Source organism: Pseudomonas guariconensis (genome assembly GCF_040822035.1).
GTDB classification, from domain to species: domain Bacteria; phylum Pseudomonadota; class Gammaproteobacteria; order Pseudomonadales; family Pseudomonadaceae; genus Aquipseudomonas; species Aquipseudomonas guariconensis.
The window spans coordinates 3,848,432-3,866,671 of record NZ_CP162012.1 but is presented as its reverse complement, the minus strand read 5'-3'; the positions used below and the strand labels follow the sequence as shown (position 1 = coordinate 3,866,671).

At 61.5% G+C, this 18,240-nt stretch carries 14 protein-coding genes, 5 tRNA genes and 3 pseudogenes; 14 read left to right on the top strand and 8 right to left on the bottom strand.

The features are described 5' to 3' along the window. Positions 1 to 253: 253 nt before the first annotated feature. A pseudogene (locus AB1N67_RS17895) lies at positions 254 to 1,964 on the top strand (DEAD/DEAH box helicase). A gap of 108 nt (positions 1,965 to 2,072) precedes the next feature. Here AB1N67_RS17895 and AB1N67_RS17890 read toward each other — a convergent pair. Further along, positions 2,073 to 2,840: a class III extradiol ring-cleavage dioxygenase gene (locus AB1N67_RS17890; RefSeq protein WP_043209848.1), complete on the bottom strand. Its 768-nt coding sequence runs from the start codon at positions 2,838 to 2,840 to the stop codon at positions 2,073 to 2,075. A 101-nt stretch (positions 2,841 to 2,941) separates the two neighbouring features. On the opposite strand from AB1N67_RS17890, the gene AB1N67_RS17885 reads away from it, so the two are divergent. Continuing rightward, complete coding sequence (locus tag AB1N67_RS17885; RefSeq protein ID WP_043209850.1) at positions 2,942 to 3,592, top strand: thiopurine S-methyltransferase; 651 nt, start codon at positions 2,942 to 2,944, stop codon at positions 3,590 to 3,592. Between the two features lie 60 nt (positions 3,593 to 3,652). Here the strand turns inward: AB1N67_RS17885 and htpX are convergent, their stop codons facing one another. Then, entirely contained in the window at positions 3,653 to 4,540 is an 888-nt protein-coding gene (gene htpX / locus AB1N67_RS17880; RefSeq protein WP_043209852.1) for a protease HtpX, read from the bottom strand. Positions 4,541 to 4,820: 280 nt separating this feature from the next. Beyond that, on the bottom strand, positions 4,821 to 6,032 hold the full coding sequence (locus AB1N67_RS17875) for a pyridoxal phosphate-dependent aminotransferase (protein WP_043209854.1): 1,212 nt from the start codon (positions 6,030 to 6,032) through the stop codon (positions 4,821 to 4,823). Between the two features lie 163 nt (positions 6,033 to 6,195). Between AB1N67_RS17875 and msrB the strand changes: the two genes are divergently transcribed. Both msrB and AB1N67_RS17865 read left to right on the top strand, forming a co-directional pair. Continuing rightward, complete coding sequence (msrB, locus tag AB1N67_RS17870; RefSeq protein ID WP_043209856.1) at positions 6,196 to 6,591, top strand: peptide-methionine (R)-S-oxide reductase MsrB; 396 nt, start codon at positions 6,196 to 6,198, stop codon at positions 6,589 to 6,591. Between the two features lie 13 nt (positions 6,592 to 6,604). Continuing rightward, positions 6,605 to 7,093: a glutathione peroxidase gene (locus AB1N67_RS17865; RefSeq protein ID WP_070573232.1), complete on the top strand. Its 489-nt coding sequence runs from the start codon at positions 6,605 to 6,607 to the stop codon at positions 7,091 to 7,093. On the opposite strand, the pseudogene AB1N67_RS17860 reads toward AB1N67_RS17865, so the two are convergent. Continuing rightward, positions 7,083 to 9,439: pseudogene (locus AB1N67_RS17860) on the bottom strand (response regulator). The gene AB1N67_RS17865 and the pseudogene AB1N67_RS17860 overlap by 11 nt on opposite strands. Positions 9,440 to 9,534: 95 nt before the next feature. Between AB1N67_RS17860 and AB1N67_RS17855 the strand changes: the two are divergent. Then, a pseudogene (locus tag AB1N67_RS17855) lies at positions 9,535 to 9,654 on the top strand (AAA family ATPase); the annotation flags it as partial. Then, on the top strand, positions 9,651 to 10,133 hold the full coding sequence (locus AB1N67_RS17850) for a GAF domain-containing protein (protein WP_090343767.1): 483 nt from the start codon (positions 9,651 to 9,653) through the stop codon (positions 10,131 to 10,133). The pseudogene AB1N67_RS17855 and the gene AB1N67_RS17850, both read left to right, overlap by 4 nt. Positions 10,134 to 10,345: 212 nt before the next feature. Here AB1N67_RS17850 and AB1N67_RS17845 read toward each other — a convergent pair whose 3' ends face one another. Beyond that, positions 10,346 to 11,113, bottom strand: coding sequence for a hypothetical protein (locus tag AB1N67_RS17845; RefSeq protein WP_090343769.1), 768 nt, complete (start codon positions 11,111 to 11,113; stop codon positions 10,346 to 10,348). A 314-nt stretch (positions 11,114 to 11,427) separates the two neighbouring features. Here AB1N67_RS17845 and AB1N67_RS17840 point away from each other — a divergent pair. From AB1N67_RS17840 to AB1N67_RS17820, 5 genes are all read left to right on the top strand, one after another. Further along, a tRNA-Glu gene (locus AB1N67_RS17840) sits at positions 11,428 to 11,503 on the top strand. A gap of 2 nt (positions 11,504 to 11,505) precedes the next feature. After that, positions 11,506 to 11,581, top strand: a tRNA-Gly gene (locus AB1N67_RS17835). Positions 11,582 to 11,669: 88 nt separating this feature from the next. After that, positions 11,670 to 11,745: transfer RNA gene (locus AB1N67_RS17830), tRNA-Glu, on the top strand. Between the two features lie 3 nt (positions 11,746 to 11,748). Further along, a tRNA-Gly gene (locus AB1N67_RS17825) sits at positions 11,749 to 11,824 on the top strand. An 86-nt stretch (positions 11,825 to 11,910) separates the two neighbouring features. Continuing rightward, positions 11,911 to 11,986: transfer RNA gene (locus AB1N67_RS17820), tRNA-Gly, on the top strand. 115 nt (positions 11,987 to 12,101) lie between these two features. Here AB1N67_RS17820 and AB1N67_RS17815 read toward each other — a convergent pair. Both AB1N67_RS17815 and AB1N67_RS17810 read right to left on the bottom strand, forming a co-directional pair. Next, on the bottom strand, positions 12,102 to 12,512 hold the full coding sequence (locus AB1N67_RS17815) for a PA2817 family protein (RefSeq protein WP_043209867.1): 411 nt from the start codon (positions 12,510 to 12,512) through the stop codon (positions 12,102 to 12,104). 94 nt (positions 12,513 to 12,606) lie between these two features. Further along, positions 12,607 to 15,054 (bottom strand): acyl-CoA dehydrogenase, encoded by a 2,448-nt coding sequence (locus AB1N67_RS17810; RefSeq protein WP_367863325.1) that lies wholly within the window; start codon positions 15,052 to 15,054, stop codon positions 12,607 to 12,609. Between the two features lie 185 nt (positions 15,055 to 15,239). Between AB1N67_RS17810 and AB1N67_RS17805 the strand changes: the two genes are divergently transcribed. From AB1N67_RS17805 to AB1N67_RS17795, 3 genes are all read left to right on the top strand, one after another. Next, complete coding sequence (locus AB1N67_RS17805; protein ID WP_043214375.1) at positions 15,240 to 15,863, top strand: glutathione S-transferase; 624 nt, start codon at positions 15,240 to 15,242, stop codon at positions 15,861 to 15,863. A gap of 140 nt (positions 15,864 to 16,003) precedes the next feature. Continuing rightward, positions 16,004 to 16,936, top strand: a complete 933-nt coding sequence (locus AB1N67_RS17800) for an ABC transporter ATP-binding protein (protein ID WP_070573244.1) — start codon at positions 16,004 to 16,006, stop codon at positions 16,934 to 16,936. Further along, positions 16,933 to 17,712 carry an ABC transporter permease gene (locus tag AB1N67_RS17795; RefSeq protein WP_043214381.1) on the top strand — a complete coding sequence of 260 codons (780 nt, stop codon included), beginning with the start codon at positions 16,933 to 16,935 and terminating at the stop codon, positions 17,710 to 17,712. The genes AB1N67_RS17800 and AB1N67_RS17795 overlap by 4 nt, the downstream gene beginning before the upstream one ends. Here AB1N67_RS17795 and AB1N67_RS17790 read toward each other — a convergent pair. Further along, positions 17,596 to 18,237, bottom strand: coding sequence for a DUF2062 domain-containing protein (locus AB1N67_RS17790; protein WP_139205743.1), 642 nt, complete (start codon positions 18,235 to 18,237; stop codon positions 17,596 to 17,598). The two genes, AB1N67_RS17795 and AB1N67_RS17790, sit on opposite strands and share 117 nt — an antisense overlap. Positions 18,238 to 18,240: the final 3 nt, after the last annotated feature.

Genomic DNA, 18,240 nt, shown 5'->3' with positions numbered 1-18,240 from the left:
CGCGATAGCGGCAAGGTGGCCCTCTCCACTGAAAAAAATCTCACGGTCGGGCACGGATTCGGGTATAGTACGCGCCGGTCTTTTAGCGGACCTCAAAATCAGGTGGTGCAAACCCTCCGAGTCCAGCTTCGGCTGCACGTCCGCTAGGCGGACCTCCCCAAGACGTTCCTTTTTCAATCGTTTTCGCAAATCCCCGCCGCCAAAGCTGCCTGGGTGACCTTTTGGTCTTTCAAGGCATGTGCAGCTTTGGAGCATGGGTCTTTGCGGATGCACATAGAGGCAGACCCATGACCCAGGAAACCGGCGGATTCGCCGCTCTCGATCTTCATCCGAACATCGTTGCCGCCGTGCTGGCCACAGGCTATGAAGAGCCATCGGCCATCCAGCAACAATCGATCCCGATCATCCTCGCCGGTCACGACATGATCGGCCAGGCGCAGACTGGCACCGGCAAGACCGCTGCCTTCGCCCTGCCGATCCTCAACAAGATCGATGTGAGCAAGCGCGAACCGCAAGCCCTGATCCTAGCGCCAACCCGCGAGCTGGCGCTGCAAGTAGCCACCGCCTTCGAAACCTACGCCAAGCAGATGCCTGGCGTGAACGTGGTGGCTGTCTACGGTGGTGCCCCGATGGGCCCACAACTGCGCGCCATTCGTAACGGCGCACAGATCGTCGTCGCCACCCCGGGTCGCCTGTGCGACCACCTGCGCCGCGACGAGAAAGTCCTGTCCACCGTCCAGTACCTGGTACTCGACGAGGCAGACGAAATGCTCAAGCTCGGCTTCATGGACGACCTGGAAGTCATCTTCAAGGCCATCCCGGAGTCGCGCCAGACCGTACTGTTCTCCGCCACCCTGCCGTCTTCGATCCGCTCCATCGCCGAGCGTCACCTGCGTGAACCGAAGCACGTCAAGATCCAGAGCAAGACCCAGACCGTCACCGCGATCGACCAGGCCCACCTGATGGTCCATGCCGACCAGAAGATTCCGGCTGTGCTGCGTCTGCTGGAAGTGGAAGAGTTCGACGCGCTGATCGCCTTCGTACGGACCAAGCAAGCCACCCTGGACCTGGCCGCCGCGCTGGAAGCCAAGGGCTACAAGGCCGCCGCGCTGAACGGCGACATCGCCCAGAACCAGCGTGAACGTGTCATCGACTCGCTCAAGGATGGCCGCCTGGACATCGTCGTCGCGACCGATGTCGCCGCCCGAGGCCTGGACGTACCGCGCATCACCCACGTGTTCAACGTCGACATGCCGTACGACCCGGAGTCCTACGTGCACCGTATCGGCCGTACCGGTCGTGCCGGTCGCGATGGTCGCGCACTGCTGCTGGTCACCCCACGTGAGCGTCGCATGCTGCAGGTCATCGAGCGCGTGACCGGGCAGAAGGTCGCTGAAGCCCGCCTGCCGAACCCGCAGGCCGTGCTCGATGCACGTATCAAGAAGCTGACCGCAAGCCTGGCACCGATGGTTGCCGAGGCAGAAGCCAGCCATGGCGAGCTGTTCGACCGCCTGACCGCAGACCTGGGCTGCAGCCCGCGTGCCCTGGCTTCGGCCCTGCTGCGCAAGGCCACCAACGGCCAAGCCTTGGACCTGGCTTCGGTCGAGCGTGAGCAGCCTCTGGTGCCGACCTTCACCCCGCGTGAGCGCGGCGAGCGTTCCGATCGCGGTGAGCGCAGCGAGCGTGGTGATCGCGAGCGCCGTGCGCCAATGCCGCTGGCCGAAGGCCGCGTGCGTTGCCGTACCGCCCTCGGTGCCCGTGACGGCATCGCCGCCAAGAACCTGCTCGGCGCGATCCTCAACGAAGGTGGCCTGGCGCGTGACGCCATCGGCCGTATCCAGGTACGTGACAGCTTCAGCTTGATCGAGCTGCCTGAAGACGGCCTGGAGCGTCTGCTGTCCAAGCTCAAGGACACCCGTGTGGCTGGCAAGCAGCTGAAGCTGCGCCGCTACCGCGAGGATTGATCCTGGCGCAATGAAAAAATCCCCGGCCTAGGTCGGGGATTTTTTTTGTCGGTGCATTGGCTTGATGGGCTGTACAGGGCCGCACAGGCCTGGGGACGTGAACGTTCCTCAGTCGAACCGATAGATGTCCATCCCAAGCGCCCCCAAGGTGAATCCTTGATGGACGACACCAAACCGCTCGCCAGCCCCCAGGGCAAAGAACAACGGCAACAGGTGTTCGTCGCTGGGGTGATTGCGCACGGCAAATGGCGCCTGTTGTCGGTAGTCGAGCAGCGCCTGCCGGTCATTCTGTGTCAGCTTTTCCACTACCCAGTCCCGAAACGCCAGCGCCCACGGCTCGATCACATCCGGCCCGGCGTGCCAGTCTAGCTCGCTCAGGTTGTGAGTAATGCTGCCGGAGCCGATCAGCAGTACGCCTTCGGCGCGCAACCCGGCAAGCGCTTCGCCAACTTTGAGCTGCAGGGCTGGGCCAAGTTGGCTGGGCAACGACACCTGGATGACGGGAATGCTGGCATCCGGATACATCAGCGACAGCGGCACCCAGGCGCCGTGGTCGAAGGGGCGGTGGGTATCCAGGCGGGTGGGCAGGCCTGCTGCCGTCAGGCGGTCGCTCACCTGTCGGGCCAGTTCCGGCTCACCGGGGGCGGGGTATTGCACGGCATACAGCGCGGCAGGAAACCCATGAAAGTCATGCCAGGTTTGTGGCTGTGGATTGCCCGTCACCAGCAACTCGCGGCTCTCCCAGTGCGCCGATACCACGATGATCGCCTTCGCAAGCGCCAGGTCATTGGCCAGCTTGGACAATGCGGGCCCGCTGGCGCCGGGTTGCAAGGCGAGCATGGGCGAACCATGGGAAATGAACAGGCTGGGCAGCATGGCGATGTCCTGGCGGGTAAGATGCGTTCATCTTCGATCAGTTACCGATCGATATCCAATATAAGTTTTCAGCGCATTTCATCGAAAAACCGGGAGGAAGCATGGAGCCGGCGTTCTGGCACAAGCGATGGGCGGACAATCAGATCGGCTTTCATCAGGCGCAGGTCAATCTTTATCTGCAAACCTATTGGCCTGCATTAGGCCTGGCGCAGGCTAGCCGCGTGCTGGTGCCCTTGTGTGGCAAGAGCCTGGACCTGGCCTGGCTGGCGGGGCAGGGGCATCAGGTTCTGGGCGTTGAGCTGTCCCGGCGTGCAGTAGAGGACTTTTTCAACGAACACGGCTTGGCGCCGCAGGTGACCCAGCAGGGCGCCTTCGAAGTATGGCGCAGCGGTGATGTGGAACTGTGGTGCGGGGATTTCTTTGCGCTGACGGCGCAGGATGTGGGCGATTGCGTCGGCCTGTATGACCGTGCGGCGGTCATTGCCTTGCCCCCTGCCATGCGTGAACGTTACCTGGCGTTGCTGTCGCGGCTGTTGCCGGATGCCTGCAAGGGCCTGATGGTGACGCTCGATTACGATCAGGCACGGCTCGACGGGCCGCCGTTTTCGGTAACGGATGACGAGGTACGGACTGGGTTCGCTGGCTGGCGGGTGGAAACGCTCGAAGAGCGGGAGATCATTCAGGAGAGCCCAAAATTCGAACAGGCCGGAATCACGAGCCTGATCGAGCGGGTATATCGACTGGTGCGCTGAACGAGCGTCCAGCGTGCACGAAAAAGGGCGACCGAAGTCGCCCTTTTTCGTGCACTTGGATCAACCGCGGCGGCGCAGCGCCTCGATGCGGTCTTCCAGTGGCGGGTGGCTCATCAGCAGGCCTGCCAGGCCGTGCTTGAGGCCACCATTGATGCCGAACGCCTTCAAGGTGTCGGGCATGTGCACAGGCATACCTTGCTCCACGCGCAGGCGCTGCAGGGCGCCGATCATCGCGCCGGTGCCGGCCAGCTGGGCGCCGGCTTCGTCGGCACGGTATTCGCGGCGGCGCGAGAACCACATGACGATCATGCTGGCCAGGATACCCAGGATCAGCTCGGCGACGATGGTCGCCACATAGTAGGCGATGCCTTGGCCTTCTTCGTTCTTGAAGATCACCTTGTCGACGAAGTTGCCGATGATGCGGGCGAAGAACATCACGAAGGTGTTCACCACGCCTTGCACCAGCGCCAGGGTGACCATGTCACCGTTGGCCACGTGGCCGATTTCATGGGCCAGCACGGCACGCACTTCATCAGGCGAGAAGCGCTCGAGCAAGCCCTGGGATACGGCCACCAGAGCGTCGTTGCGGTTCCAGCCGGTGGCGAAGGCGTTGGCTTCGTAGGCTGGGAAGATACCCACTTCCGGCATCTTGATGCCGGCCTCGCGGGACAGTTCCTCGACCGTCTGCAGCAGCCACTGTTCGTGGCGGGTGCGAGGTTGGCTGATGATCTGGGTGCCGGTGGTCATCTTCGCCATCCACTTGGAGATGAACAGCGAGACCAGCGAGCCGGCGAAGCCGAACACGGCGCAGAAGACCAGCAGTTGGCTGAGATTGAGGTCAACGCCGTTGGCCGCCATGAACCCGTTGAAGCCGAACAGGCTCAGGGTAATGCTTGCAACCAGCACCACCGCGAGGTTGGTGGCTACAAACAACAGAATGCGCATCATGGTTGTTACGTTCTCCTGACGGATGAAAATGTCGCGTACTGCGGGCTATATAAGGGGCGGGTCACACTGATTCAACCGGCCGACTATTTCAAACTGTGTACGGCGGAGTATGGCAGAGGATAGGGCGTGGGCTGTGGGATAGAGCGTTGCAGGATGTAAGAACTCTCCTGCAGAAAACGCTCCATGACGGCGCTGCGAATCATTGAGGACTATCGCCGACACCGAAGGCAGTCGGGCGACGGCGATAGCCTGGGAAGGGACACAGTCCCCCTCCGATAGCTTACTGCTGGTAAGTGCGCAGGAAGTTGCCGATCCGTCCGATGGCCTGCTCCAGATCGTCCACCCGTGGCAAGGTCACCACGCGGAAGTGGTCCGGCCAAGGCCAGTTGAAGGCCGTGCCCTGGACGATCAGCAGTTTTTCCGACAACAGCAGGTCGAGGACGAACTTTTCGTCATTGTGGATCGGACAGACTTTCGGGTCGATCTTGGGGAAAGCGTATAGCGCGCCCATGGGCTTGACGCAGCTCACCCCGGGAATGTCGTTGAGCAACTCGTAGGTGCGGTTGCGCTGCTCGAGCAGGCGGCCTGGCGGCAGCACCAGGTCGTTGATGCTCTGATAGCCGCCCAGGGCAGTCTGGATCGCGTGCTGGGCCGGCACGTTGGCGCACAGACGCATGTTGGCCAGCATGTCGATGCCTTCGATGTAACTCTGGGCGTGCTGCTTGGGCCCGGAGATGATCAGCCAGCCGGAGCGGAAGCCCGCCACCCGGTACGACTTGGACAGGCCGTTGAAGGTCAGGCAAAGCAGGTCCGGGGCCAGCGACGCGGTGCTGATGTGCACGGCTTCGTCGTAGAGGATCTTGTCGTAGATCTCGTCGGAGAACACCACCAGGTTGTGCTGGCGGGCCAGCTCCAGCATGCCCAGCAGCAGTTCCTTGGAGTACACAGCGCCGGTCGGGTTGTTCGGGTTGATGATCACCAGGGCCTTGGTGTTCGGGGTGATCTTGGCCTTGATGTCTTCCAGGTCCGGGAACCAGTCGGCCTGTTCGTCACACAGGTAGTGCACAGGCTTGCCGCCCGCCAGGCTGACGGCGGCGGTCCACAGCGGGTAGTCCGGGGCCGGGATCAGCACTTCATCGCCGTTGTTGAGCAGTGCCTGCATGGACATCACGATCAGCTCGGACACGCCGTTGCCGAGGTAGATGTCCTCGATGCCCACACCCTCGATCTGCTTTTGCTGGCAGTACTGCATGACCGCCTTACGCGCGCTGAACAAGCCTTTGGAGTCGCTGTAGCCCTGGGCGGTGGGCAGGTTGCGGATCACATCCTGGAGGATCTCGTCCGGCGCCTCGAAGCCAAACGGCGCCGGGTTGCCGATGTTCAGCTTGAGGATGCGATGGCCTTCCTCTTCCAGGCGTTTGGCGTGCTTGAGCACTGGGCCGCGAATGTCGTAGCAGACATTGGCGAGCTTGTTCGATTTGCTGAACTGCATGATGTGATCCCGATTGAGAAGTCGCGGCGCGCCGCCGTCAAAAGGTTTGAAAAGGGCGGAGTGCATGCCAGACTGGCTGGCAAAAGAAGCCAACTAATATACGTGTCACCCCCGCCATAAAGAAAGACGGCGCGAGTGAAATTCAGCCTGCCGAGGTTCCCCCATGCAAAAGATCGACAAAACCCTGGAAGAATGGCGCCAGATGCTGGATCCGGCCCAGTATGAGGTGTGCCGTTTGAAGGGCACCGAGCGCCCCTTCAGTGGCAAGTACAACAGCGAGCGTCGCGATGGCATCTACCACTGCATCTGCTGCGACCTGCCATTGTTCGACTCGCGAGCCAAGTTCGACTCCGGCTGCGGTTGGCCCAGTTTCTACGAGCCGATCGAGCAGAGCGCCATGATCGAGATACGCGACACCTCCCACGGCATGATCCGTACCGAAGTCACCTGCGCGCGTTGCGATGCCCACCTGGGCCACGTGTTCCCCGATGGCCCGCCACCGACCGGCCTGCGCTACTGCATCAACTCAGTGTGCCTGGACCTCAAGCCGCGTGACTGACCGGAGACCTGGTATGGCCGATACGCTGAAGAACATCCGCTGCGTCACCTTGAAGGGCGAGCAAAAGGTGCTGGGCGACTTTCCGGGCAAGGCGCTGCTGGTGGTCAACACCGCCAGCCAGTGTGGTTTCACGCCCCAGTACAAGGGCCTGGAGCAGCTGTGGAAGCAATACCGCGAGCGCGGGCTGGTGGTCCTCGGGTTCCCCTGCAATCAGTTTGGCAAGCAGGAGCCCGGGGATGCCTTGGACATCGCGCAGTTCTGCGAGCGCAACTTCGGTGTGAGCTTCCCGTTGTTTCGCAAGATCGAGGTCAATGGCCCGGATGCCCATCCCTTGTTCGTCGAGCTGAAAAAGCGCGCACCCGGCATCCTGGGCACGCAGCGGATCAAGTGGAATTTCACCAAGTTCCTGGTCGACCCTGCCAGCGGCAAAGTCACCCGCTACGCCCCCAACACCAAGCCTGAGGCGCTCAAGGCGTCGATCGAGGCCTTGCTCAGCCGCTGATCGGCACCCAGTGGTCGACCAACGCCAGCAACTCCTCGCGACGAAACGGCTTGGCCAGGTAATCGTTCATGCCGGCGGCGCGGCAACGCTCGCGCTCCTCGGGCATGGCGTTGGCGGTCAAGGCAACGATCGGCAGTGCTGGCCATCGCCCGTCCTGGCGGATGCGCCGGGTGGCCTCGTAGCCGTCCATCACCGGCATGTTGCAGTCCATCAGCACCATGTCCACCGTCTCCTGCTCCAATTGCGCCAGGGCCTCGGCGCCTTGGGTGGCGAGCAGCACCTGGCAACCGAGTTTGACCAGCATGCCTTTGGCCACCAGTTGGTTGACCGGGTTGTCCTCTACCAGCAGGACGCGAGCCCGTATTGGCTGGTGCTGGGCCTGCAGGTGGCGCCGGGGGACGTCGGCCTCGACACCCTCCAATGCGCGGCGCAGCGTCTGATACAGGGTGTTGCGTGCCAGGGGGCGCGCCAGTTGCAGCAGGGGGGCCAGTTGCGTGGCGTGCTCCTGGGTGAGGAAGTTGCCATACGCAGTCACCAGCAGAATCGGCGCCTGCAGGCAGGAGCGCAAGGTGTCCAGGTGGGCCACATCGTCGGTGATTACCAAGTCGGGCGTGGCGTCGGCGGCCTGCGCTGCATCATCGAAGCCGTGATAGGACAGTCCCCAGCCAGGCAGCAGCTTGTGCAACAGTTCGGTCAGGCCACTGGCGGCGTTGCTCAGAACGACGACGCGCCCATGCAAAGGGGCGGGCGGGATGGCTTCGGTGTGCGCGAGCAGCGGCAGCTCAGCCGTGAAGCGGCTGCCAAAGCCTGCCTCGGAGTCGATATGCAAGTGACCTTGCATGGCCTTGCACAGGTTGCGGGTCAGGGCAAGGCCTAGCCCCGTGCCGCCGTACTGGCGGGTGATGCCGGCGCCGGCTTGGGTGAAGGGCTGGAAGATGCGCGCTTGGGCCTGTTCTGGGATGCCGATGCCGGTGTCGCACACTTCCAAGCGTACGCCCCCGACGATCGGCGTCAGGCGCACATCGACCCGGCCAAAGCGGGTGAATTTGAGAGCGTTGGACAGCAAATTACTCACAATCTGCCTTACCCGGGTCGGGTCGCCCAGCACCGTGCTGGGAAAGTCGGGGCTGATCAGGCAGGTCAGTTCGACGTTGGCTGCCGCGTTCTGCGACAGCAGATTGGCGGTGTCCTCGACCATCGCGCCCATGTCGAAGGGGATGCGCTCAAGCTCCAGTTGCCCGGCATCGAATTTGGACAGGTCGAGAATATCGTTGAGCAGTTCTACCAACACCTTGCCCGAGTCGTGTGCGATTGATAGCTGCTGGCGTTGTTCGGCGGCCAGCGGGCTGTCCAAGGCCAGGGAAATCATGCCGAGCATGCCGTTGAGCGGCGTGCGGATTTCATGGCTCATGTTGGCCAGGAATGCGGCTCTGGCCTGGGCCATGTCCAATGCCTGTTGGCGGGCGTGCTCCAGCTCTTGGTTGGACTGGCTGAGGCGGTTGTTGCTGGCCTTGAGCTCGTCGGTACGGGCCGAGACGATATCCTCCAGTTCGTTCAGGTACTCGGTCAGGCGGTTTTCGGCATTGCGGCGTTGCTGGATCTCGGTGGACATGCTGACGAACTGCTGGTTGGCGACTTTGACCAGCACGCCGATCTCATCCTGTTCATGGCCATGGGGGCATGTCAGGCGTCCTTGGTGGGGATGGCGCGGGTCGCTACTGCTCAGAGCGGCGATCACCGTTACCAGCGGCTTGGTCAGCATCATATAGAACAACGCCAGGAGAATGCCGGCCAGCACCAGGCTGCGGGCGAAACCATTGACCAAGGTGACGCCTGCGCGGTCCAGAAAGCGACCGCCAAAGGCATAGGTGTCGATGTCCAGATACAAAGTGCCGAGGTATTCATTGGGCAGGCTGGACAGAAACAAGCGTTCCTGAAACTGGCGCTGTTCGCCAAACAGGAAATCGCTCAGTGGCCGGTAGCGGTCTTCCTGGCGAGGGCGGCTGGCGTCGGCCAGCACGGTGTCGTTGTTGTCGACCAGGCGCGCGCGGATCACCGCCGGCGATTGCAGCAGGCCACCGATCAGCTCTTGGGCAAGCTCTGCGTCGATGTTGTAAGTGATGCGCGACAGCGGATCGTGGCTGATTTGCAGCAGCGCCTGCACCTCGCGGTTGATGGACGCGTCTTCGCTGGCATAATCGATGCCGATCTGCACGAGGCTGAGCAGCGCCCCCAAGATGAAGCCGACCATGACTGTCAACCGGGCTTGCTTGTATGACAGGCGATTGGTGAACTTGATATCCATGGAGTCCGAGCCGGTTTACGTCCATTGCGCTGCGCAAGCATAGTCGATACAGCCAAGCTGCTCGCGTTGGTGTCAGGTTCTTTACCGCTCGATCATGGGCTTTGGCGGCACCTCTAGCCCGGGGGCGGCATCGTGCGAAGCCTTGGACAAACTCGTCGTGCGCCGGTCGTCCGGCTGCGGCATCCGTAATGGCCGTTGTGCCTATCAGTTCGCCCGCTATTGGTTCGGGCGGCAATTGTTGGAGCAGAAACAATGATCGACCTCAACGCCAGCGGCTCCGGCCTCGATGGCTACGACCTGCTGGCCGCGCAAGTGCAGGCGCTGTTTGCCGACGAACGCGACTTCATCGCCAATGCCGCGCAGTTTTCTGCGTTTCTCTATCATCAGATCGAGGACCTGAACTGGGCTGGCTTCTATCTCAACCGCGACGAGCAATTGGTGCTCGGCCCGTTCCAGGGCCAGGTGGCCTGCGTACGCATCCCCTTCGGCAAGGGTGTGTGCGGAGCGGCCGCGGCATCGCGTCAGACCCAGCGGGTCGAGGATGTGCATGTCTTCCCAGGCCACATCGCCTGTGACAGCGCATCCAATAGCGAGCTGGTGATTCCACTGGTGAAGGCGGGCAGGCTGATTGGTGTGCTGGACCTGGACAGCCCGAAGCTGGCGCGGTTCAGCGAGGCGGATCAAGCCGGGCTGGAACGCCTGACGGCGATTTTCCTTGAGTTGACAGACTGCTGAAAACGACAAGGGGCCTATGAAAGCCCCTTGTCTTTGCTGCGTTTTCTGTGGGAGCCGTTGCCTGGCCCCGTGGCGGTGCCTTCACGGCTAAACCCGATCCTCCAGGATTTGCGCCGATTCTGTGGGAGCGGGTTTGTCCGTGCACACTGGCGTAGCGCGTTATCTGCTTCGCGCAACGAGCAGTTTGACGAAGTGGTCGCGAGGATCAGCCCTCAGTCGTAGAGCGCTTTCTTTTTCCAGTTTTCGCTTTCGTCGGTCTTCAGACCTTGGGTCAGCGCATTTTCGTCGTTTTCCGCAGGTTCCATCTTGTCCTTCACCAGTGCGTCGGCACGGGCCAGGAGCTTTTCCAGGTAGATGCGCTGTTCGTCGTATTGCTTGGGGTCCTGCTGTTTGCGCAGGTATTGCACACCCCGGTCGAAAGCCAGCCGCGCCTGGCCGGGTTGGTTCTGCTGCAGGGCTTGCTGGCCCAGGTTGTTGAAGAACTCGATGTGCAGCAGGACCAACAGGTGGCGAATCTCCTTGACCCAATACTTGCCTTCATTGGTTTGCAGGAAACCTTCCTGAGTGGCGCGTACGATCTGGTTGTGCAACGACTCCAAGAGAAAACGCACTTCCTTGGCTTTGGCCTCGGTCTGGATCGGGCTGGGCGGGTTGTTGATCGCAATGCCGTCGCCTTGGGCAACGAGGCTTTCCAGCTCGCTGATACGTCCCTTGATCTCGGCGTTGTGCTTGTCCAGTGCCAATTGACGTTGATAAAGGTTGAGCTCCAGGCGGGTCAGCAGCACCTTGAGGGCTGGCGTCATGAGTTGCCGGGGGAAGGTTTCGCTGATTTCGCCGCAGCGACGCAGGCGTTCTGCCAGTTCTATTTTCAGGCGAGCGCGCTCAAGCTTGGCGTTTTCCACGACATTATTGAGGTAGCCGATCACGATCAGTAGCGCGATACCTGCCACGATGAGCAAGGTGATCAGAAGTGGTGTCACCGTTAACGCCTCGTCAAATAGATAATTTCCGACTTGAGTGTAGGAGAGTTCGCCTATGGCCGGGTAGGGCTATCCGACAGGATTGCGAATTGCTCTGCTAGCACTTTGCCACGAGCTTGCCGACCTGCTGTCAAAAAATCAACGCCAGCCGTTGGGCGCATCATGCCTGTTGTCTTTCTAAAGCCGGAAGTCATTGATTTAAATAAATTTCCAGAAAGGGGTTGACGCCCCCTCAAGGCATCCATAGAATGCGCGCCACTTGCAGCGTAAAGCTCACAGCAAAGCGCGGCAGGGAGTGAAAAGTTGTAGTGTGTGTCCCCTTCGTCTAGTGGCCTAGGACACCGCCCTTTCACGGCGGTAACAGGGGTTCGAGTCCCCTAGGGGACGCCAATGCGGGAATAGCTCAGTTGGTAGAGCACGACCTTGCCAAGGTCGGGGTCGCGAGTTCGAGTCTCGTTTCCCGCTCCAGTTTTCCTGAGTTCTGCCTCTGGCAGAGCTTGAAAATCCAGTCGCTGTCGAAAGGCATTGAGCTGGTGCGCTGAAAAGCGTTGGGTATGTCCCCTTCGTCTAGTGGCCTAGGACACCGCCCTTTCACGGCGGTAACAGGGGTTCGAGTCCCCTAGGGGACGCCATTTGCGGGAATAGCTCAGTTGGTAGAGCACGACCTTGCCAAGGTCGGGGTCGCGAGTTCGAGTCTCGTTTCCCGCTCCAATTCAAAGCTGTATCGTCCATGGCGATGCAGTGGCGATGAAGGCCAGTACGGCGCTTCATGCCAAATAGCGGTTTGCTTCATATTTGCGGGAATAGCTCAGTTGGTAGAGCACGACCTTGCCAAGGTCGGGGTCGCGAGTTCGAGTCTCGTTTCCCGCTCCAAATCGAAAACGCCCTCTCAGACGAGAGGGCGTTTTTTTTTGCCGTTTCTGGCGTCGGCACCCGCGCTCCCGTTTTTTTGGGGGCAGGGCAAGCCTGTGCTTGCCCTGCTGGGGCATCAATGCTTCGGTGTCTGTTCAGGCAGGCTCAGCAGTTGCTTTTGCTGGTTCCAGTCGAAGGCTTCACCGTTCTGTTCGGCTTCGTAGCGCAGGTCTTCGAGTTGCTGGTACACGGCCAGTTCTTCATCGGGCATGAAGTGCAGGCAGTCGCCGCCGAAGAACCAAAGCAGGTCCCGTGGTACCAGGTGGGCAATCTGAGGGTAGCGCTGGATTACCTGACAAATCAGGTCTTGGCCCAGGTACTGGCTTTCCAGTGGATCCTGCGGCAGCAGGGTGAGCAGTTCATCGAAGCGTTCGAGGAACAGGGCGTGGCTCTCTTCCGGCACCTGCTCGGCTTCACCCAGGGCGACCAGAATGGTGCGCAGGTGCTGAAGCAGTTGCAGGTGATACTCCAGGTGCGGGTTGGCCATGGAAAGGGTCCTCGGTATGGCTGAAACGGGGGCGGAGTATACGCCGGTTGCGCGGGCTGTGCTGAGCGTGTCAGCACAACCCGATCGCCAGGAGTCAGCGTATCGCGTCTTTGATCGGGCGCAGCGCCTCCTTGTCGAATGCGTCCACATCGATCACCCGTCGCCGAGCTGCCTGCGCCTCATGCAAGCGCTGCCCCTCGGCAGCTTGCAGTACGCCAGCCTCGACGGCAGCGTCTATCGCTGACTGCCCGGGTGCGGGATGGACCTTGCCGTGCCTGATCGCCTCGTGCAGCGCCTTGTGCAGAGGGGCGCACTCTACCAATAGGTCGCTGGCCCGTTGCAAGGCTGCCACCGGGTCGGCTTCTGCCTGCGGACGGAAGCAGCCGCTCAGCAGCTCTTCAAGCGCAGGGTCTCCCTTGCGCCGCCCAATCAACTCCGCCACCTCGGCATCCAATTCATCGCTTGGCCCGGTGTGGCGACGTCCCAGAGGGAAGACCAGCACACGCAAGGCGCAACCGACGAAGCGGTTAGGGAAATTGTCGAGCAGGCGATCCAGTGCGGCCTCCGACTGGCCCAGGCTTTCCTCCAGGGCCCAGCGCAGCAATGGTTGCAGGTGCTCCGGTGAGCCCAAGTCGTGGTAGCGCTTGAGAGACGCCGAAGCCAGGTACAGATAGCTCAATACATCGCCGAGGCGCGCACTGAGGCGTTCCCGGCGTTTGAGTGCACCGCCGAGCATCATCATCGACAGGTCCGCCAGCAGTGCAAATGCCGCAGCTTGTCGGTTCAGTGCGCGGAAATAGCCTTGGCTGAGGGCATCACCTGGTACCTGCTCGAAGCGACCCAGGCCGAGCCCCAGTACCAGGGTGCTGGCGGCATTGCCGGCGGCGAAGAGGATATGTTTCATCAACAAGTCATCGAACTCGGCGAGCGCCTGCTCGTGGTCCTCGCGCCCGGCAAGGGCCATTTCCTCGAGCACGAACGGATGGCAGCGGATCGCGCCCTGACCGAAGATCATCAAATTGCGTGAAAGAATGTTGGCCCCTTCGACGGTGATGGAGATCGGTGCGCCCATCCAGTTGCGTGCCAGGTAATTGTTCGGGCCCAGGATGATGCCTTTGCCACCATGTACATCCATGGCGTGCTGGATGCATTCGCGACCTCGCTCGGTAAGGTGGTACTTGAGAATCGCCGACAGCACCGAGGGTTTTTCGCCGAGGTCGACGGCCTGGGCGGTCAGTATCCGGGCGCTGTCGGCCAGCCACGCGTTGCCGCCAATGCGGGCCAGGGAGGCTTGGATGCCTTCGAAGGCGGCCAAGGGAACATTGAACTGTTCGCGAATGCGTGCGTACTGACCGGTCACCAGGCTGCTGTACTTGGCTGCACCTGTGCCTCCCGCGGGCAGGGAAATGGAACGGCCCACGGACAGGCAGTTCATCAGCATCATCCAGCCTTTGCCGAGCATGTCCTTGCCGCCGATCAGGTAATCCAGCGGTATGAAGACATCTTTGCCGCTGTTGGGGCCATTCATGAAGGCCGCGCCCAGCGGGAAGTGGCGCCTGCCGATTTCGACACCCGGTGTATCGGTGGGCACCAGCGCCAGGCTGATGCCCAGATCCTGCGTGTCGCCCAGCAGGTGCTCCGGGTCATAGGCCTTGAAGGCCAGGCCCAGCAGTGTCGCGATCGGACCAAGGGTGATATAGCGCTTCTCCCAGTTCAAGCGCAGGCCGATCACTTCTTCACCTTGCCATTGGCCTTTGCAGATCACGCCGGTGTCTGGCATGGCGCTCGCGTCCGAGCCGGCCAGTGGGCCGGTGAGGGCGAAGCAGGGGATTTCCTCGCCGCGAGCCAGGCGAGGCAGATAATGATTGCGTTGTTCCTCAGTGCCGTAGTGCAACAGCAGCTCGGCCGGGCCCAGGGAGTTGGGCACCATCACCGTCGAGGCCAGGTCGGCGCTACGGGTAGCCAGTTTCATCACGATTTGAGAGTGGGCATAGGCCGAGAAACCTTTGCCGCCGTATGCTTTGGGGATTATCAGAGCGAAGAAGCCATGGGCCTTGATATGCGTCCACGCTTCTGCTGGCAGGTCCAGGTCCTGACTGATCTGCCAGTCGCTGACCATGGCGCAGAGGGCCTCGGTGGGGCCGTCGATGAAGGCCTGTTCTTCGTCGGTCAGCGTGGCTGCCGGATAGTCGAGCAGGACATCCCAGTCGGGGCGGCCGCTGAACAGTTGGCCATCCCACCAGACCGTGCCGGCGTCGATGGCCTCGCGTTCGGTTCGTGACATCGGCGGCAGCGTGCGCCGGAACCATTGGAACACAGGGGTCGTGAACAACTTGCGCCGCCATTGCGGCAATACCAGAAATGCGGCCTTGAAGGCCAACACCAGCCATATCAATGCCAGCAGCCAGGCAGGGGCGTGCCCCCAGATGCCCATCAGTAACACATATACCGCGACGGCCCCCAGGATCTTCAGGGGGGCCAGGCGCCGATGCGTGAGGTACGCCGCACCGATCACCAACACCACCAACCACAGCAGCAACATAATCCTTCCTCCATGGAACATTGGGTACGAGCTATCCCACAGAGCTTAGACCTGCCTGGCGGGACGGCCTGACCTGAACAGTGACAGGGTATGGCGGCGAGCGTTCAGCGCAGTCCGGTGTTTCACCAACCAGGCCGGCGGATTGGAGTAGACTATCGGGCCTCTGCATACCAAAGGACGCTGTCATGCTGAAGATCTGGGGCCGCAAGAACTCGAGCAATGTGCGCAAGGCACTGTGGATTGCCCATGAACTGGGCCTGGACTTCGAATCGATCGACGCTGGCGGCGCCTTCGGTGTGGTGGACGAGCCGCATTATCGGGCGCGCAACCCTAATGGCTTGGTGCCGATGCTCGAAGATGACGACTTGGTGCTCTGGGAGTCCAACGCCATCGTTCGCTACCTGTGCGCCCAATATGGCCGCGACCAAGGCTGGTATCTGGACGATCCGCGCCAGCGCGCCTTGGCGGACAAATGGATGGATTGGACCACCTCGTCCTTCGCTACGCCATTCCGGCCGTTGTTCTGGGGCCTGCTGCGCACGCCGGAGGACCAGCGCGACTGGGTGGCCATCAATGCTGCCCACAAGCAATGCGCGCAGTTGCTGTCGATCGCCGACCAGGCCCTGGCGGACCAGCCTTACCTGTCCGGCCAGCAGATTGGCATGGGCGATATCCCCCTGGGCTGTTTTATCTACGCCTGGTTCGAAATGCCGATCGAGCGCCCGCAGATGCACCATCTGAGGGCCTGGTATGAGCGCCTGCGCCAACGCCCGGCCTACCAAGCAGCGGTAATGACGGCATTGACCTGAACACCGTGGTCATTTCGATAGTCATTATCGATACACATGACTGTACTTGCGCGGCCAGGGCTTGCACCATTGGCCGCACTCACTGCGCCAGTGATCAGCCCTGGCGTGTCCTGAACCCTTTTCTCGGTACCTGACCCGCTATGAGTTCCGCCCTGTCCATACGACAGCTGACCAAGACCTACGGCAACGGCTTCCAGGCCCTCAAGGGCATCGACCTGGATGTCGCCGAGGGTGACTTCTTCGCTTTGCTTGGCCCCAACGGCGCCGGCAAGTCCACCACCATCGGCATCCTCTCCACCCTGGTCAACAAGACCAGCGGCACGGTGAATGTGTTCGGCCATGACCTGGATCGCGACCCTGCCGCGCTCAAGCGTTGCCTGGGCGTGGTGCCGCAGGAGTTCAACTTCAACCAGTTCGAGAAAACCTTCGATATCGTGGTCACCCAGGCGGGCTACTACGGCATCCCGCCCAAGCTGGCCAAGGAGCGCGCCGAACAGTACCTGACCCAACTGGGCCTGTGGGATAAGCGGGATGTGCAGTCGCGCTCGCTCTCCGGCGGCATGAAGCGCCGCTTGATGATCGCCCGGGCGCTGATTCACGAACCGCGCTTGCTGATTCTCGATGAGCCGACCGCGGGTGTGGACATCGAGCTGCGCCGTTCGATGTGGAGCTTTCTCACCGAGCTGAACCAGAAAGGCATCACCATCATCCTGACCACCCATTACCTGGAAGAAGCTGAGCAGCTGTGCCGCAACATCGGCATCATCGACCATGGCACCATCGTCGAGAACACCAGCATGCGCAAGCTGCTGAGCAAGCTGCACGTGGAAACCTTCGTTCTCGACCTCAAGCAGGATCTTGCCCAGGCGCCGGTGCTTCAGGGCTACCCGTGCCGGCTGATCACGCCGCACACCCTGGAAGTGCAGGTGGACAAAGCGATGGGCATCACCGCGCTGTTTGGCCAACTGGCATTGCAGCAGATCGAAGTGCAGAGCCTGCGCAACAAGACCAACCGACTCGAGGAGCTGTTCGTGTCACTGGTAGAAAAAAACCTGTCGAAGGTGGCCGTATGAGTCTGGACCTGCGCACCAACTGGGTCGCCCTCAACACCATCGTCTACCGTGAAGTCCGGCGCTTTTTGCGCATCTGGCCGCAAACCCTGTTGCCGCCGGCGATCACCATGGTGTTGTATTTCGTGATCTTCGGAAATCTCATCGGTCGACAGATCGGCGACATGGGCGGCTTCACGTACATGGAATACATCGTGCCGGGGTTGATCATGATGTCGGTGATCACCAACTCCTACGGCAACGTGGTTTCGAGCTTCTTTGGCAGCAAGTTCCAGCGCTCGATCGAAGAGCTGATGGTCTCGCCGGTATCGCCGCACACCATTCTCGTCGGCTATGTGCTCGGAGGCGTGTTGCGTGGCCTGGCTGTCGGGGTGATCGTGACCATCCTGTCGATGTTCTTCACCCATCTGCAGGTGCATCACCTGGGTGTCACTGTCGCGGTGGTGCTGCTGACCGCGACCATCTTCTCGCTGCTGGGCTTCGTCAACGCCGTGTTCGCGCGCAATTTCGACGATATCTCGATCATTCCGACGTTCGTGCTGACGCCGTTGACCTACCTCGGCGGGGTGTTCTATTCGATCAGCTTGCTGCCGCCATTCTGGCAGACCGTGTCGTTGGCGAACCCGGTACTGCACATGGTCAACTCGTTCCGCTACGGCATCCTAGGGGTGTCGGATATCCGTATCGGCACTGCGATCACCTTCATGTTGGTGGCCACTGCAGTGCTTTACCTGCTGTGCGTTCGTCTGCTGGTTAGCGGCCGTGGCATGCGTGCCTGAGGCGTGCCTGGCTGCCCCCTGGGCCTTGCGCCGGCGCCATTGCCGGCCTACCCACCAGCGCCAGTACAGCATGGTGGCGAAGTAGGCGAACAGGCCCAGCACCAGCCCACACACCACCGAGCCCAGCAGGAAGGGCTGCCAAATCGTCGACAGTTGATCGGTGACCCACTGGACGGTGATTTCGTCCGGCAGCGTGCGGGGCGGCACCTGCATCAGCCAGGCGCCGGTCATGTAGGTGACGAAGAACACCGGCGGCATGGTCAGTGGATTGGTCAGCCAGACCAGGCTGACCGCGATTGGCAGGTTGCCCCGCAGTGGGATTGCCAGGCTGGCGGCCAGCAACATCTGCATGGGCATGGGAATCAGTGCCGCAAACAGGCCGACGCCCATGGCCCGCGCCACCGAATGGCGGTTCAGGTGCCAGAGGTTGGGATCGTGCAGCAATCTGCCGAAAAAGCGTAAGGACTTGTGTTCGCGGATGCTGGTTGGATCCGGCATGTAGCGTTTGAAGAGACGGCGCGGCATGTA

Coding starts and splice junctions, on each gene's coding strand:
- AB1N67_RS17850 (WP_090343767.1), top strand. CDS start 9,651: ATGATCGACCTCAACGCCAGCGGCTCCGGCCTCGATGGCTACGACCTG.
- AB1N67_RS17865 (WP_070573232.1), top strand. CDS start 6,605: ATGGCCGATACGCTGAAGAACATCCGCTGCGTCACCTTGAAGGGCGAG.
- htpX (WP_043209852.1), bottom strand. CDS start 4,540: ATGATGCGCATTCTGTTGTTTGTAGCCACCAACCTCGCGGTGGTGCTG.
- AB1N67_RS17795 (WP_043214381.1), top strand. CDS start 16,933: ATGAGTCTGGACCTGCGCACCAACTGGGTCGCCCTCAACACCATCGTC.
- AB1N67_RS17890 (WP_043209848.1), bottom strand. CDS start 2,840: ATGCTGCCCAGCCTGTTCATTTCCCATGGTTCGCCCATGCTCGCCTTG.
- AB1N67_RS17810 (WP_367863325.1), bottom strand. CDS start 15,054: ATGTTGCTGCTGTGGTTGGTGGTGTTGGTGATCGGTGCGGCGTACCTC.
- AB1N67_RS17790 (WP_139205743.1), bottom strand. CDS start 18,237: ATGCCGCGCCGTCTCTTCAAACGCTACATGCCGGATCCAACCAGCATC.
- AB1N67_RS17805 (WP_043214375.1), top strand. CDS start 15,240: ATGCTGAAGATCTGGGGCCGCAAGAACTCGAGCAATGTGCGCAAGGCA.
- AB1N67_RS17885 (WP_043209850.1), top strand. CDS start 2,942: ATGGAGCCGGCGTTCTGGCACAAGCGATGGGCGGACAATCAGATCGGC.
- AB1N67_RS17800 (WP_070573244.1), top strand. CDS start 16,004: ATGAGTTCCGCCCTGTCCATACGACAGCTGACCAAGACCTACGGCAAC.
- AB1N67_RS17815 (WP_043209867.1), bottom strand. CDS start 12,512: ATGGCCAACCCGCACCTGGAGTATCACCTGCAACTGCTTCAGCACCTG.
- msrB (WP_043209856.1), top strand. CDS start 6,196: ATGCAAAAGATCGACAAAACCCTGGAAGAATGGCGCCAGATGCTGGAT.
- AB1N67_RS17875 (WP_043209854.1), bottom strand. CDS start 6,032: ATGCAGTTCAGCAAATCGAACAAGCTCGCCAATGTCTGCTACGACATT.